Source organism: Pseudoalteromonas sp. SIMBA_162, from assembly GCF_046535955.1.
Classification (GTDB): domain Bacteria; phylum Pseudomonadota; class Gammaproteobacteria; order Enterobacterales; family Alteromonadaceae; genus Pseudoalteromonas; species Pseudoalteromonas marina.
Map to the genome: position 1 here is coordinate 1 of NZ_JAWJBQ010000244.1, position 285 is coordinate 285.

General features: G+C 54.0%; 1 protein-coding gene. It reads left to right on the forward strand.

Translation table 11 applies throughout. The features are described 5' to 3' along the window. Nucleotides 1-285: class I tRNA ligase family protein (locus R0J88_RS19530; protein WP_410900803.1), on the forward strand; the 285-nt coding region annotated here is incomplete at both ends.

Genomic DNA, 285 nt, shown 5'->3' on the forward strand with positions numbered 1-285 from the left:
GTGCTTTAAAGCCGTAGAAGACGCCAACCGCGAAAAGTTCTACTGCCTATCCATGTTCCCCTACCCCAGCGGCAAGCTGCACATGGGCCACGTGCGTAATTACACTATCGGCGACGTTGTCTCACGTTTCCAGCGCATGCAGGGTAAAAATGTCATGCAGCCCATGGGTTGGGATGCGTTCGGGATGCCGGCGGAGAATGCCGCGATTCAAAACCAGGTGCCGCCCGCTAAGTGGACCTATCAAAACATTGATTACATGCGCAACCAGTTGAAGGCATTGGGCTT